Origin of the sequence: Arthrobacter sp. zg-Y1219 (genome assembly GCF_030125545.1) — a bacterium.
In the GTDB taxonomy this organism is placed as follows: Bacteria; Actinomycetota; Actinomycetes; order Actinomycetales; family Micrococcaceae; genus Arthrobacter_B.
The window spans coordinates 240,737-254,945 of record NZ_JASKLY010000009.1 but is presented as its reverse complement, the minus strand read 5'-3'; the positions used below and the strand labels follow the sequence as shown (position 1 = coordinate 254,945).

Genomic DNA, 14,209 nt, shown 5'->3' with positions numbered 1-14,209 from the left:
GCGCCGTCAGCGGCGCCGGTGGTCTTCCGGTGACAGCCGCGGGCCGAACGCCTGCTTGCGGAAACCGCTCAGCACCAGCAGGCGCACCACCCGCTGCCGGTGGCCCAGCCAGGGCCGGAGCAGGGTGAGCATCCCGGCGTCGTCGGTCCGCCGTCCGGTCAGTGCCTCGCCCACGAACGCCGCCAGATGATAGTCGCCCACCGACACGGAGTCGGGGGCTCCGTGGGTGCGCTGCGTGATTTCAGCGGCGCTCCAGGGGCCGATCCCGGGAACCGAACACAGGCGTTCCGTCAGGTCCGGGCCGAGCGGAACGGCGGCCAGCCGCTCCAGGCCGGAGGTGACGGCGCAGGAGCGCAGGATGGTGCCCGAGCGGTGCGAATCCACGCCCGCCCGGTGCCAGTCCCAGCTGGGGACCCGGCGCCACTGGGCCGCCGTCGGCGGAACCTTCAGCCCCGCCGGCACCGGACCGGGCGCGTCGACGCCGTACCTGGTCACCAGGTACCGCCAGGAGTAGTACGCCTCCATCGCCGTCACCTTCTGCTCCAGGACCACCGGCACAATGCTGTCAAGCATCCTTCCGGTGCTGGGCAGACGCAGGCCGGGATGGCGGCGGCGGGTCTCGGCCACAGCCGGGGGCAGGGTGGCGGTGAAGCCGGGCTCGTCGAAGGCCGTCCAGTCATCGGCGTCTCCGAGCAGCGCGGGAATGCCGGCCAGCGCAGACTCGGCGCCCGGACCCCAGGCACGGGCGAGGACCCTGGCGCCCGGCGCAGGAGCGGGCTGCTCGCGAAGCGCCAGGGTGGCGTTGCCCTCCGGTGTGGCGAAGGCAAGCCAGGCGACGCCCGGGCCGAGCCGCACCGAGGGGTCCTTCCGGCCGTGGGCCAGGATGCCCAGTGACAGGGCCAGGGAAAACGGGCGGCCGGACTCCCACAGCAGGGACAGGGCTCCGGCTCCCGCGGCAGCGGACACCGGGAGGGACACCGGGATGGACACGGACATATCTCCATCGTCGCACGCACCGCTGACGCTGCCGGGCCCCGGTAAGGAACGGCCCGTGTGGCTTTTGCTACGCCGGGTTCCGCGGAAAGCTGGACCGGTCCTGCCGAACAAGTAACGTGTTGCACATGAAGTATGCAGATACAGTCCTGGACCTGATCGGCAATACCCCGCTGGTGAAGCTGCACAACGTGACCGATGGCCTTGCGGCCACGGTGCTGGTGAAGCTGGAATACCTGAACCCGGGCGGCTCCATCAAGGACCGCATCGCGGTCCGCATGATCGAGGCGGCCGAACGCGAGGGCAAACTGAAGCCCGGCGGCACCATCATCGAACCCACCAGCGGCAACACCGGCGTCGGGCTCGCCCTGGTGGCGCAGCAAAAGGGCTACCGGTGCATCTTCGTCACACCGGACAAGGTGGGCGTGGAGAAACGCGACGTGCTGCGGGCCTACGGCGCCGAAGTGGTGGTGACACCCACCGCGGTCGCCCCGGAAAGCCCCGATTCCTACTACGGGGTCTCCGACCGCCTGGTGCGGGAGATCCCGGGCGCGTACAAGCCGGACCAGTTCTCCAACCCCGCCGCCCCGGCCAGCCACTACGAGAGCACGGGTCCCGAAGTCTGGCGGGACACCGACGGCACGGTGACCCATTTTGTGGCCTGCGCCGGAACCGGCGGCACAATCACCGGCACCGGCCGGTACCTGAAGGAAGTCTCGGCGGACCGCTCGTCGGGCGCGGTCCGCATCATCGCCGCCGATCCGGAGGGATCGGTCTACTCCGGCGGCACCGGACGCCCCTACTTCGTGGAGGGAGTGGGCGAGGACATGTGGCCGGACAACTACGATCCGTCGGTTCCGGACGAGGTGATTGCCGTCAACGACGCGGAATCCTTCGCCATGACCCGCCGCCTGGCCCGCGAAGAGGGACTGCTGGTGGGCGGGTCCTCCGGCATGGCGGTGGTGGCTGCCCTGCGCGCGGCCCGGGACCTGGGGCCCGACGACGTCGTCGTGGTCCTGCTGCCGGACAGCGGACGCGGATACATGGGCAAGATTTTCAATGACGAGTGGATGCGCTCCTACGGGTTCCTGCAGGGAGCCGAGCAGGAAGCCTCGGTGCGCGACGTGCTGGCCACGAAGGACGGTTCGCTGCCGGATCTGGTGCACACCCATCCGAACGAGACGGTCCTGGACGTCATCAACATCCTCAACAAATACGGCGTTTCCTGCATCCCGGTGCTGTCCCAGGAACCACCGGTGCGGATCGGCGAGGTCCTGGGATCCGCCGATGAGCGCTCGCTGACGGAAAAGCTGTTCCGCGGCGAGGCCAAGCCCACTGACAGCATCCGCGACCATATGGGACCGCAGTTGGCGATGGTCGGCGCCGGCGACTCGGTGGCCGCGGCGAAGGAAAAGCTGCAGGAGAACGACGCCGTCATGGTCACCTCCGAGGGCGCGCCGGTGGGAATACTCACCCGGCACGACCTGCTGTCCTACATGAGCATCTAGCAAGGAGCGAACCATGAGTGAAGGCTTCAACACCCGCGCGATCCATGCGGGCCAGACCCCCGACCCCACCACCGGAGCGGTCATTCCGCCGCTGTACCAGAGCACCACGTTCGCCCAGGACGGCATCGGCAACCTGCGCAACGGCTATGAATACGGCCGCGGCACCAATCCCACCCGCGACGCCCTGCAGGATCAGCTTGCCGCGCTGGAAGGCGGCGCCCATGCCTATTCCTTCAGTTCGGGGCTGGCCGCCGAGGACTCTCTGATCCGCGCCCTGCTGGCGCCGGGCGACCACATCGTGCTGGGCAACGACGCCTACGGCGGCACCTACCGGCTGATTAACAAGGTCCTCGCCGGCTGGGGCATCACCAATGCCGCGGTGGACATGTCCGACGTCGGGGCGCTCACTGCTGCGATCGCCGCCGGCAACACCAAGATGGTGTGGCTGGAGACGCCGTCGAACCCGATGATGAAGATTTCCGACATCGCCGCCGTCGCGCAGGCCGCGCACGACGCCGGAGCCTGGCTGGTGGTGGACAACACCTTTGCCTCCCCGTACCTGCAGCAGCCGCTGGCCCTGGGCGCGGACATCGTGGTGCATTCCACCACCAAATACATCGGCGGGCACTCCGACGCGGTGGGCGGCGCGGTCATCCTGAACGACGACGCCGCCGCCGAGAAGATCGGCTTCATCCAGTTCGCCGTCGGCGCGGTGTCCGCGCCGATGGAAGCCTGGCTGACCACCCGCGGGCTGAAGACCCTGGGGGTGCGGATGGACCGCCACTCCTCCAACGCCATGGCGGTGGCCAAGTGGCTGCGGGAGCAGCCGGCCGTGGAAAGCGTGCTCTATCCGGGGCTGGAGGACCATCCCGGCCACGACCTCGCCAAGGCGCAGATGAAGGACTTCGGCGGGATGGTCTCGGTGTCCTTCAAGGGCGGCGAGGCCGCGGCGCGCACCGTGGCCGAAGCCACCCGCGTGTTCACGCTGGCCGAGTCCCTGGGCGGCGTGGAGTCACTGATGAACTACCCGTCCGAGATGACGCACGCCTCGGTGAAAGGAACCGAGCTGGCGGTGCCGGAGAACCTGCTGCGGCTCTCCGTGGGAATCGAAGACCTCGAGGACCTGATCGCGGACCTGGAGCAGGCGCTGGCGACGCTGTAGGAGGCCTTCGGCCGCCGGCAGATGCTGCTAGCGGCCGAAGAGCCGGCGGCGGGCCTTGGGCTCGCGCTCCTGGAAGAACCTGCTGCTCTGCGGAAGCCAGAGCAGCAGCACGCACAGCAGCAGCACCGAGCCGACGGCGATCAGCGCCGGGCCGCGGAAGAGCAGCGGAATCCCCACGATCACTCCCACGGTGGTGAGGGTCTCCCGGGCGCTGCGCCTGCCGGCGCGGAGGCGGAAGACGCAGAAGCCGATAACCAGCGATACGGCCAGGACCACCAGCCCCAGCACTGTCAGCCCGGCGCCGTCGCGGTGCTGGGTGCCGGCGGAAACGATGAACGAAACACCGGCCACGGCCACCAGGGCGGCGGCGGCGAACCAGGCTGCCGAGGCGGCCCGGATGATGCCGGGCAGCGGGGTGCGGGGAACGTTCCGGGCGCTGCCCGCAGGCCGGCGTCGTGCAGCTCCCGTCACGGGCGGTCAGCCACCACGGGGGTGCGGGTTTCGGTGTCGTAGCGGTAAACCTCCCGGCCGCCGATCCACACCGTCAGGGCCCGCTGCATGACATCGAGCGGATCCCCGCTCCAGAGCACGACGTCGGCATCCTTGCCCGCCTCCAGGGACCCGATGCGGTCCGCCAATCCCAGGACTTTGGCCGGGTTAATGGTGACGGAACGCAGCGCGGTTTCCCGGTTCAGTCCTTCCTTCATGGCCAGGGCCGCCTGATAGATCAGGAAGTTGATCGGAACCACGGGGTGGTCGGTGATGATGGAGATTTCCACGCCGGCCTCGGCCAGCTTCGCGGGGTTTTCCATGCTGCGCCGGCGCAGCTCCACCTTGGAGCGGGTGGTGAAAAGCGGTCCGATCAGGACCGGCACGCCGCGCTCGGCCAGCACATCGGCCAGGAGGTGGGCTTCGGTGCCGTGGTCCAGGACCAGGTCGTAGCCGAACTCGTCAGCCAGCCGCAGGGCGGTGCCGATGTCGTCGGCACGGTGGGCGTGCTGGCGCCACGGGATTTCCCGGCGCAGCACCATGGCGAGGGCATCCATATGGGGGTCGCGGGCGTCGTCGTCGTCGTTCTTGCCCAGGTAATTCTGCGCGTCCATGAACGCCTTGCGGATGACCAGCGCCGTGCCCAGACGGGTGGAAGGGGTCTGCTTCTTGTCGCTGTAAATCCGTTTGGGGTTCTCGCCGAGGGCCGACTTCAGGCCGCTGGGGGAGCGGAGGACCATTTCCTCCACATAGCGGCCGTGCGTGTGCAGGGCCACGGCCAGCCCGCCGATGGGATTGCCGGAGCCGGGATTGATGTTCACCGCCGTGACTCCGCCGGCCAGGGCGTCATCGAAACCCAGATCGTCCGGGTTCACCGCGTCGATGGCACGCACCCCGGCCATCACCGGATCGGTCATTTCGTTGGTGTCGTTTCCGGCCCAGCCTTCACCCTCCTCGTGCACGCCCAGATGGGTGTGGGCGTCCACCAGGCCGGGCAGCAGCCACTTGCCCTCGGCATCAAGCACCTGCGCGCCCTCCGGGACCCGGACGTCGGGGCCGAGGTCCAGGATCTTGCCGTCCGCGACCAGGAGCGTGCCGGTGAACGGCGGCGCGGTGACGGGAACAACATGGGCGTTGACGATGGCCATAACCGGTGCGGGCATGAGCAACCTTCCGTTCTCTGATCGAGTCCGCCCAGCCTATCCTGCGCCCTGACAGTCCGCAGATGGACGCCCCCGCCGGTAGACTTGCGAACGTTAATATCTAGGCTGGCTGTAGTGCAGGGAGAATCATGGGCCTGAAGACCCGATCCGGGATGGTCCGGCTGGCAGCAACTCTGGCAGCGCTCCTCGCGGCGGCAGCGATGATCACCGCCGCGTTCGTTATTTCACCCCGGCACGGCCTGGATTTCAGCGTTTACCTCTCCGGCGGACAGAGCGTGCTCGACGCCGGCGGAGAGCTTTACACAAAGCAGCTGCAGTACCGCGAGGGCAGCAGCCTGCTGTTCACCTATCCGCCGTTTTCGGCCCTCATGTTCGCCGTGCTGGCGCCCTTCGGGCAAAGCCTCGGGTTGAACATCTTCACCGGCATTTCGCTGCTGATTGCCGCCGCCGCCTCAGTGCTGGGCGTGCGCTACGCTTTCCGGCAGCCCAGCGTGCGCGCGGTGCTGAAGCATCCCTGGCTGCGCCCGCTGGCGCTGGCGGGCTTCGGCTTTGTGGTGCTGCTGGGCCCCTGGCGCGAGACCATGGCGTTTGGCCAGATCAACATCCTGCTCTTTGGCCTGATCATGGCGGACTTCCTGATCCGGCGCGACAGCTGGCCACGGGGCCTGCTCACCGGCGTTGCCGCCGGCCTGAAGCTCACGCCGCTGGTCTTCGGCCTGTACTTCCTGGCCCGCGGGGACTGGCGCGGCCTGCGCAACATGGCCTTCGGCTTCCTGGCGACCTTCGGACTGGGTTTCCTGATCCTGCCGCGGGAATCACGCACCTTCTGGGTTGATCTGCTGCCTGACACCTCCCGCATCGGCGGCGCCGGCTACGTGGACAACCTGGGCCTCAAGGGCGCCATCCTGCACTTCGCCGGCCCCGACTTTCCCGTGGACCTGCCCTGGCTGCTGCTGTCCCTGCTGGCCGTGGCCGCCGCAGCGCTGATCATCATGCTGGCCGGCAACCGCGGCGACCGGTTCACCGCCGTCGCCGCCACAGCACTCCTCATGCTGCTCATCTCCCCGGTGTCCTGGTCCCACCACTGGGTCTGGGTGGCCCTCTTCATTCCCGTACTGGGACGCAACATCGCCGACCTCACGGCGAAGGGCTCCGGGCAGCGCACCGCCGGCATCATTCTGCTGGCCTCGGCCTTCCCGATTTTCCTGCTCTCACCCAAGTCCATCGGTGGGCTGATGGGTGCTCAGAACCTGGATTCCCAGGTGGTGGCACCGTGGCTCATGGCCTCCAGCATCGGCGTCTTCTGGGGGATTGCAGTGATGGCCTGGTGGGCCGCGGTCCTGTGGCGGAACCGTCCGCCGCGCTGGTGGAAGCAGCCGGTCCAGCTGCGTGTCGAGCCGCCGCGGGTGAAGAACGTCCAGCCCTAAGCGACGTAGAATCCGGTCAGCGAAAAGACGACCGGAAAAGGTGGACCGCAATGATCTACGTTTGGGGCGGGGCCTGGGCCCTCGGCATTTGGGCCCTGCTCAATAATTTCCGGCGTGGACGCGCAGATGTTCCGCCCTTATTGTGGTGGGCCGGACTGCCGTTCTGCCTCGTGGGCGGGATGATGCATGCGGTTTCGGGTTCACCGTACGCCGGTTTGGCAGCGGGCCTGCTCGCCGCCCTCCTGGTGCATTTGCCGGCCGCTGCGCGGAACAACAAAAAGATAGTCCGCAAGAAAGATGCTCCCTCTTACATCGGCCGGCAGGGAGTTGTCACGAGGCCGCTTTACAGCCTCGACAAGGGCAGGATCAACCTGGAGGGACGGGTCCGGATCGATTCTGACCGGAACGTCTATGCCATCACCGTGGGAACAACTGAGAAGGTGGAGATCCCCAAGGGCTGCCGGGTGCGGATTGTCGGCCACGACGGCGGTGACCGCCTCGTGGTCGAGCCGTTGGAAAACTTCGCCGCCGGTTATCTGCTGCATTGACCGGCCCGGATCGTAGGATGATCCGCATGAGCTCCGGAACCCTGCTGGCGGTCTGCCGCGTCCACGAACTTCTGCCCACCTCCGACTCCACGGGCGTCACTGCCATCGACAAGCGCCCGGCCGCCGGACCGGTTAAGGTGCACGGCCTCGGTTTGAGCGGGGATCTGCAGGCCAGCCGCAAACATCACGGCGGGGAGTCCAAGGCCGTCTACGCCTATTCGCAGGACGACGCCGACTATTGGGCGGCAGAGCTGGGCACGGAGATCATGCCCGGGCTGTTCGGGGAAAACCTGCGCATCGCGGGCATCCCGGTATCCGAAGCCGTGATCGGAGAGCGCTGGCAAATCGGGGCAACAACCCTGCTGGAGGTAACGTGCCCGCGGACGCCCTGCCGGAACTTCGCCGTCCGGATGCAGCAGCCCCGCTGGGTGGCCCGGTTTGCCGAGGCCGGCAGGGTGGGCACCTACCTGCGCGTCGTTCGGAACGGCACCATCAGTGCCGGGGACACCGTGTCCGTCATCCACCGCCCCAACCACGGGGTGACCTCAGGGGATGTTTTTCGCGGGGTGTCGGGCGAACAGGCCCGGCTGCTGGCCCGGGCAGAGGCCAACGGGGGGCTCAGGCTCTCGCCGGAACTGCAGAAAATACTGCGGAAACTGCACCGCCGCCAGGCCGCCGCAAATGCGTAAATCCGGCCCTCAAACGGCCAATTCACCACCCCTGTGCCCAAGCTCACCGTCCAGTATGGACGGGCGGGTCCCCGCATGCCGTACACTTGAAACATCCCCCACTCCGGTATTCCCTTATTGTCCTGCGGTTTCCGACCGCAAGTTACGTTGTGTTGGGGCTCGCGTTTTCGAATGCGGGCAGATTCATCTTTTGGGAGCGCCGGCAAAGAAATCGTCACACCGGCCCACGTCACAATCCAGTGAAATTGGCCTACAGCTGTGACGGAAAGTCCTGCCATGGGATTGCAATAGCGCCGGACTTACGTCCTGCGGCCGTCTCTGGCCGCGCGGTCCCAATGAATGAGGATTATTTCTTTTGCTTGACTCTGTAGAAAACACCGAAACCGCAGCAACCGCCGCTCCCGAAGCCGAAGAGAACCAGGTTCTCTTCACCGACTTCGGTCTGGACCCGCGCGTTCTGCAGGCACTGGTAGACGTAGGCTACGAAAAGCCTTCTCCCATCCAGGCAGCCACCATCCCCCTCCTGCTTGAAGGCCGCGACGTCGTCGGCCTGGCGCAGACCGGAACCGGCAAGACCGCCGCATTCGCGGTTCCCGCCCTGTCCCTGATGGCCGGCCTGCCCGCCACCAAGGACACCCAGATCCTCGTGCTGGCCCCGACCCGCGAACTGGCCCTTCAGTCCGCTGAAGCCTTCGCTTCCTACGCCAAGCACATCGACAACTTCACCGTCCTGCCGGTCTACGGCGGATCCGCCTACGGCCCCCAGCTGGCCGGCCTGCGCCGCGGCGCCCAGGTTGTTGTCGGTACCCCGGGTCGCGTCATCGACCACATCTCCAAGGGTTCCCTGGACCTGTCCAACCTTCAGTACCTGGTACTGGACGAGGCCGACGAAATGCTCCGTATGGGCTTCGCCGAAGATGTTGAGCAGATCCTCTCGACCACACCCGCCGACAAACAGGTGGCACTGTTCTCCGCCACGATGCCCGGCGCGATCCGCAAGATCGCCAAGAAGTACCTGAACAACCCGGCCGAGGTCACGGTCAAGTCCAAGACGACCACCGGTGCGAACACCCGCCAGCGCTACGTGCAGGTCATGGGCCCGCACAAGCTGGACGCGATGACCCGCATCCTGGAAAGCGAAGACTACGACGGCGTCATCGCCTTCGTCCGCACCAAGATGGCAACCGAGGACCTGGCTGACAAGCTCAAGGCCCGCGGCTACCTGGCCGCAGCAATCAACGGTGACATCCCGCAGCAGCAGCGCGAGCGCACCGTCGAGGCCCTGCGCAGCGGCAAGATCGACATCCTGGTTGCCACCGACGTCGCCGCCCGCGGTCTTGACGTTGAGCGCATCAGCCACGTCATCAACTACGACATCCCGCATGACACGGAGTCCTACGTCCACCGCATCGGCCGCACCGGCCGCGCAGGACGCACCGGCGACGCGATCCTCTTCATGACCCCGCGTGAGAAGTACCTGCTGCGGGCCATCGAGAAGGCTACCCGCCAGCCGGTTGAGCACATGCAGCTTCCGAGCATCGACATCGTGAACAACAAGCGCCTCGCGAAGTTCTCCGAGCAGATCACCGAAACCCTGGCATCCGAGGATGTCTCGGTCTTCCGCGACCTGGTCACGACCTACCTGGCCGACCACGACGTCACTCCCGAGGAAGTTGCCGCTGCACTGGCCGTCATGGCCCAGGGCGGCCGCCCGCTGCTGATGGAAGAAATTCCGCAGGCTCCGGCCCGCCAGCGCGAGCGTTCCGAAGGCCGCGGCGACGCGACCGGCTCCCGCGGCCCGACACGCCCGCTGACCGAAGGCAATGCAACGTACCGCATCGCCGTCGGCCGCCGCCAGCGCGTTATGCCCGGCTCCATCGTTGGCGCCATTGCCAACGAAGGCGGACTCTCCTCCGCACAGATCGGCGGCATCGACATCCGCGCCGACCACACGCTCGTTGAACTCCCGGCTGACCTCAGCCAGGATCAGCTGCGCGCCCTGTCCCGCACCCGGATCGGCGGCGAGCTGATCCACCTCGAGCTGGACAACGGCCGCAAGCCGTCCCGCGAACGCGAAAGCGGCGGCTTCAACGACCGCGGCGACCGCGGCGGCTTCAAGAAGGATTTCAAGAAGCGCGACGGCGAGCGTTCCTTCGGTGACCGCAGTGCCAGCGACCGCGGCAGCGACCGTGGCGGCTTCAAGAAGCGCGAAGGCGACCGCGGCGGCTTCAAGCCTGCCGGTACCCGCCAGCCGCGTTTCCGCGACTAAGCAGCACGCTCGGCAGCGGAGCGCCTGCACACTGCAGGCGCAGCCGCTCTGACGTAAGGCAAAAGGAAGGGCGCCTCCGGATTTTTCCGGAGGCGCCCTTCCTTTTGTGCTGGTGCCGGCCCTTTGTTTCGGTGCGGGCTTGTTGCGCTGGCGCGGGCGGTCAGCCGACGAGGGCGCGCTGGCTTTCGAGCCGCAGCTCCAGGTCATTCATCACGATGGCGGCCAGGTCCTCGAGGGTCAGGACGTCGTCGTCGGTGAAGTCCCGCGGCGTACGGTCCAGGATGCACAGCGTTCCCAGGTTGTAACCGTCGCGGGTGGAGAGCGGGACCCCGGCGTAGAACTGGAGGCCGAACTCGCCGGCGACCAGGGGATTGGCCAGTGTCCGTGGATCTGCCCGGGCGTCGGAGACCACCCAGGCTTCATCCTGCAGAATGGCGGAGGCGCAGAGTCCCGGATCCCTGCCGATCTGCTGGGCGTCGGTGCCGTGGTGGGACTTGAACCAGATCCGGTCGGTGTCCACCACGCTCACGATGGCCACCGGCACGGAGAACAGCCGCGAGGCCAGAGCCGTGATCCGGTCGAAGGCGCCGTCCGGCGGGGTATCCAGCAGGTTGTAGCGGCGGACCGCTTCCAGCCGTTCCGCTTCGTTTTCGGGGATCAGCGGCGGGCTCTGCCGGTGCCGGGCGCGCGGAGCCACGGCCAGTTCAAACAGTGCCAGCGAAGCATCATGGGCGGAAGGCCGCTCCTGCGGCTCCAGTGCCGTCATTTCACGCAGCAGCACCCGGAACCCCTCTTCGAGGGTGTCGGGGATGGCAGGGGGCCTCAGGAGGCGCGCCACGGCACTCTCCAGGGCCGGCCCGGGGTAGGCGGGCACGCCGGTGAGGCACTGCAGCAGGACCAGGCCGAGCGAATAGATGTCGGACGCCGTGCCCACAGCTTCGCCGCGGGCCTGCTCCGGGCTCATGTACGCCGCTGATCCGGTGAACGTGCCGCTCTGCGGCTGCGGACCGCGGGCGACCAGTGCCACGCCGAAATCCGTGAGCTTGGCCCGCAGCCGGGTGTCGTCCCCCCGGTAGTCGAACAGCATGATGTTGGCAGGCTTCACATCGCGGTGCACGACGTCGGCGTCGTGCATGTAATCAAGACCCACTGCCAGGTCGTAGCCCAACTGGGCCACCTGGCGTGCGGCCAACGGGCCGCCCTGGAGCCGCTCGCGCAGGTCGGGTCCCGCCACCAGTTCCATGACCAGGTACACCTGCTGGACGCCGGTGTCGCTGAGGTGGGTGCCTGCATCCAACAGGGTGACCAGGCTGTGGTGGTTCAGGCGGGCCAGGATCTTGGCTTCGGCGTCGGTCTCACGCTGCTCGTCCGGAGTGGCGGCAACGGAGCGGGCCAGCTTGACCGCGACCTCGCGGTCAAGGAATTCGTCCCGGGCCCGGTACACGGTTCCCATCGCTCCGGCGCCGATCTTCTCGACCAGCCGGTAGCGCGCACCCAGCAGCGCACCCGCGGGGTGCTTTGGGGAATCAGTCACTGTACCTACTTTCTTGTTCCCTAAGCATACTGAGGATTCCGCGGGGTTTTTACCCGCCACGGGCGGCTCGGACGGCTCTGGGAAAGGCCCCCCTGAAGGGATGGCGGAGGCCTGGAAGCGGGCGGCAACCGATGCCGGGCGGCGGCCCGAGCGGAGGCGCCGGTGCGAGTGGAAGCCCTCCGGTTTGGCGTAAATCGACCGGTTTGTTAAATCCCTGCCACTGCGGACCGGCAGGGATTTACCAAAGTGGCAGGGAATCGCCAAAGTGGCAGTGATTTACCAAAGTGGCAGCAGGTGCAGCGGGTGCGCTGGAGGGGTGGCGGGCGGCCCGGAAAGCGGGTGTCCGGACGGCCTTGCGGGGGGCAGATTCCCAGCCTCCACCGAAGTGGCCTGGATCACTTTGCTGGCGCGGTTTTTGCCCGATTTCACGTTCTCCAAAAGTGCTGGTAAAGTATTTACTCGTTGCCCCGATAGCTCAGTGGTAGAGCGCCATCTTGGTAAGATGGAGGTCCCGGGATCGATTCCCGGTCGGGGCTCTCAATGGGAGGGCCCGTGTTGCTAAGGCTGTTTGTTTTGCAGAGGCCAATTTAGGGACGCGGGCTTCACTCATTTTTTGGCGGTGTAGCTCAGTTGGTTAGAGCGCACGACTCATAATCGTGAGGTCGGGAGATCGAGCCTCCCCACCGCTACAGCCGGACCCCCGGAATCCTTGTGATTCCGGGGGTTTTTCTGTGCCCGGATGCGCAGCGGGTTCGCCCGTGTGCTGTCCGGCGCGGCAGCGCGGAAGGCGAATCCGGCGGGGGCCGAAGATCGGTGAACGATCACTACGCGGGTGCCGGAACCAAGCGGCGAAGTACCATGCGAAAACTTATCGTCCAGATCAAGCCCCCTCCGGAACGAAAGACGCAGACCCATGACTGAGTACACATCCGACGCCGATTCCGATTCCGATTACCCGGAGAACTGGCCCACTCGGCGAAGGCTGCGTGCGCACACCGAACACCAGAATGCGGGGCACGGCGGGTCGGCGGCTGAAACCTCCACATTCGCCGACCGGATTTTCAGCGGGGCGGACGAGAGGGCCGACGACGGCGGCAACTTTACGGGAGCCCTTCCCTCCGACGGCGGCCTTGCCGACGGTGACCTTGCCGCGTACCGCTTGGAGGCCGGGCTCGAGCTGGATCGACCGTCGATGCCTCCGCCGCTGCCCCCGGAACCGGTGTTCCAGTCGGTCGCTGCCGGTTCCGCTGCCGCCGCAACGCCCATCCGGGAAGCCCCGGAACCGCAGGACCATCCCGTTCAGTCTGCTGGTCTGGCCGAACCCGCCGCCCCGCCCACGCCCGAGCTGCCCGCCGCCCGTCCCGCTCCCGAACCCGCCTCCGCTGGAACGCCGGCAACCCGCGCCGAAGTGCGCGACCGTGCACCGGCCCGCCGCCGGGCCTCGTTCCTGGACACGCAGACCGCCCGGATTCCCGCCACCCGAGGCTTCCGCGGCGTTATAGCCAGCCTCGGCGTGCGGATATCACCCTCTGAGTCCGAGCTGGCGGAGCGCCGCGACATCCGGGCGGTCAGCCAGCACTGGCCCGGCCCGCGCACCATCTCCGTGGTCAACGGCAAGGGCGGTGCCAACAAAACGCCCACCACGGTGATGCTTGCGGCCGTGTTTGCCCGCAACGGCGGCGGTCCCGTGCTCGCCTGGGACAACAACGAAACCCGGGGAACCCTGGGCTGGCGCACCGAGCAGGGTCCGCACGACGCAACCGTCATGGACCTGCTGCCGAACACCGGCAACCTGCTGTCGCCGGCGGCCCAGTCGGCGCTGCTGGCCCGCTTCGTGCACCACCAAACCGAGGACAAGTTTGACGTCCTGCGGTCGAAGCCCGACGTCCTGGCCTCCGAGCAGAAGATCACGATGGCGGACTTTGATGCCCTGCACGAGGTTGCCTCGAAGTACTTCCGGCTGAACATCATGGACTCCGGCAACGATGAAAGCGCCGAGCGCTGGCTGCGGATGATCCACCACACGGATCAGCTGGTGATCGCCACCACCACGGTGGATGAACATGCCGAGGCCGGCGCCCTGCTCCTCGAAGCCCTGCAGGAACGCGGCGGTGCGTTTGCGCAGCTGGCGGCCAACGCCGTCGTCATCGTCAGCCAGTCCAACCGCAACGGCACTGATGCCCAGATCCGCTCGGTGGCGCAGGGCTTTGAGCCGCTGGCCCGGGCCACCGTCACCATTCCCTACGACGCTGCGCTGCGGAAGGGGCAAATCCGGTACGGTTCGCTTCGCTCGGCGACGCAGCGGGCCTGGCTCACCGCCGCTGCGGCAGTGGCCGCCGGCCTGTCGGAAACAGGGCCCGTTAGCTGAACCGCCCGCGAAGATAGTCAGCTTGCTTATTGTCGGTGGTGTTTTCTAGGGTAGGGGCA

At 67.2% G+C, this 14,209-nt stretch carries 11 protein-coding genes and 2 tRNA genes; 9 read left to right on the top strand and 4 right to left on the bottom strand.

The features are described from left to right. Positions 1-6 precede the first annotated feature (6 nt). Positions 7-996 carry a DNA-3-methyladenine glycosylase family protein gene (locus QNO00_RS05970; RefSeq protein WP_284023916.1) on the bottom strand — a complete coding sequence of 330 codons (990 nt, stop codon included), beginning with the start codon at positions 994-996 and terminating at the stop codon, positions 7-9. A gap of 125 nt (positions 997-1,121) precedes the next feature. Here QNO00_RS05970 and QNO00_RS05965 point away from each other — a divergent pair, with 125 nt between their 5' ends. Next, positions 1,122-2,501 carry a cystathionine beta-synthase gene (locus tag QNO00_RS05965; protein WP_284023915.1) on the top strand — a complete coding sequence of 460 codons (1,380 nt, stop codon included), beginning with the start codon at positions 1,122-1,124 and terminating at the stop codon, positions 2,499-2,501. Positions 2,502-2,514: 13 nt separating this feature from the next. Continuing rightward, positions 2,515-3,663 carry a cystathionine gamma-synthase gene (locus tag QNO00_RS05960; protein WP_229964830.1) on the top strand — a complete coding sequence of 383 codons (1,149 nt, stop codon included), beginning with the start codon at positions 2,515-2,517 and terminating at the stop codon, positions 3,661-3,663. Between the two features lie 27 nt (positions 3,664-3,690). Here the strand turns inward: QNO00_RS05960 and QNO00_RS05955 are convergent, their stop codons facing one another. Both QNO00_RS05955 and QNO00_RS05950 read right to left on the bottom strand, forming a co-directional pair. Further along, positions 3,691-4,134: a hypothetical protein gene (locus QNO00_RS05955; RefSeq protein WP_284023914.1), complete on the bottom strand. Its 444-nt coding sequence runs from the start codon at positions 4,132-4,134 to the stop codon at positions 3,691-3,693. After that, positions 4,131-5,315 (bottom strand): amidohydrolase, encoded by a 1,185-nt coding sequence (locus tag QNO00_RS05950; RefSeq protein ID WP_284023913.1) that lies wholly within the window; start codon positions 5,313-5,315, stop codon positions 4,131-4,133. Before QNO00_RS05950 ends, QNO00_RS05955 begins: the two co-directional genes overlap by 4 nt. 128 nt (positions 5,316-5,443) lie before the next feature. Here QNO00_RS05950 and QNO00_RS05945 point away from each other — a divergent pair, with 128 nt between their 5' ends. From QNO00_RS05945 to QNO00_RS05930, 4 genes are all read left to right on the top strand, one after another. Next, on the top strand, positions 5,444-6,742 hold the full coding sequence (locus tag QNO00_RS05945) for a glycosyltransferase 87 family protein (protein ID WP_284023912.1): 1,299 nt from the start codon (positions 5,444-5,446) through the stop codon (positions 6,740-6,742). Positions 6,743-6,792: 50 nt separating this feature from the next. Further along, positions 6,793-7,290, top strand: a complete 498-nt coding sequence (locus QNO00_RS05940) for an NfeD family protein (protein ID WP_284023911.1) — start codon at positions 6,793-6,795, stop codon at positions 7,288-7,290. Positions 7,291-7,316: 26 nt separating this feature from the next. Further along, complete coding sequence (locus QNO00_RS05935; protein WP_284023910.1) at positions 7,317-7,979, top strand: MOSC domain-containing protein; 663 nt, start codon at positions 7,317-7,319, stop codon at positions 7,977-7,979. Between the two features lie 355 nt (positions 7,980-8,334). Further along, entirely contained in the window at positions 8,335-10,248 is a 1,914-nt protein-coding gene (locus tag QNO00_RS05930) for a DEAD/DEAH box helicase (RefSeq protein WP_229964836.1), read from the top strand. Between the two features lie 160 nt (positions 10,249-10,408). On the opposite strand, the gene QNO00_RS05925 is transcribed toward QNO00_RS05930, so the two are convergent. Further along, a complete protein-coding gene (locus tag QNO00_RS05925) occupies positions 10,409-11,782 on the bottom strand; it encodes a protein kinase domain-containing protein (RefSeq protein ID WP_284023909.1) in 1,374 nt (457 codons plus the stop codon). 464 nt (positions 11,783-12,246) lie between these two features. Between QNO00_RS05925 and QNO00_RS05920 the strand changes: the two genes are divergently transcribed. From QNO00_RS05920 to QNO00_RS05910, 3 genes are all read left to right on the top strand, one after another. Then, a tRNA-Thr gene (locus QNO00_RS05920) sits at positions 12,247-12,318 on the top strand. 79 nt (positions 12,319-12,397) lie between these two features. Further along, positions 12,398-12,471: transfer RNA gene (locus tag QNO00_RS05915), tRNA-Met, on the top strand. A 224-nt stretch (positions 12,472-12,695) separates the two neighbouring features. Beyond that, positions 12,696-14,150 carry a MinD/ParA family ATP-binding protein gene (locus tag QNO00_RS05910; protein WP_284023908.1) on the top strand — a complete coding sequence of 485 codons (1,455 nt, stop codon included), beginning with the start codon at positions 12,696-12,698 and terminating at the stop codon, positions 14,148-14,150. Positions 14,151-14,209 lie beyond the last annotated feature (59 nt).